The organism is Brevibacillus sp. LEMMJ03 (genome assembly GCF_007197875.1).
Classification (GTDB): domain Bacteria; phylum Bacillota; class Bacilli; order Brevibacillales; family Brevibacillaceae; genus Brevibacillus; species Brevibacillus thermoruber.
Genome location: NZ_VKJN01000142.1, coordinates 1 through 200 on the forward strand (window position 1 = coordinate 1; position 200 = coordinate 200).

Genomic DNA, 200 nt, shown 5'->3' on the forward strand with positions numbered 1-200 from the left:
TAGATGATTGGGGTGAAGTCGTAACAAGGTATCCGTACCGGAAGGTGCGGATGGATCACCTCCTTTCTACGGAGCTTCGGCTAGTTAACGCCCGTTCGCTGTTCAGTTTTGAAGGAGCATACCCTGGGCCTATAGCTCAGTTGGTCAGAGCGCACGCCTGATAAGCGTGAGGTCGGCTGTTCGAGTCAGCCTAGGCCCAC

General features: G+C 55.0%; 1 tRNA gene and 1 rRNA gene. Both read left to right on the forward strand.

Going from position 1 to position 200, the window contains the following annotated elements:
• A 16S ribosomal RNA gene (locus tag FOI68_RS23200) occupies positions 1–66 on the forward strand; the annotation flags it as partial.
• 59 nt (positions 67–125) lie between these two features.
• Positions 126–199, forward strand: a tRNA-Ile gene (locus tag FOI68_RS23205).
• Position 200 lies beyond the last annotated feature (1 nt).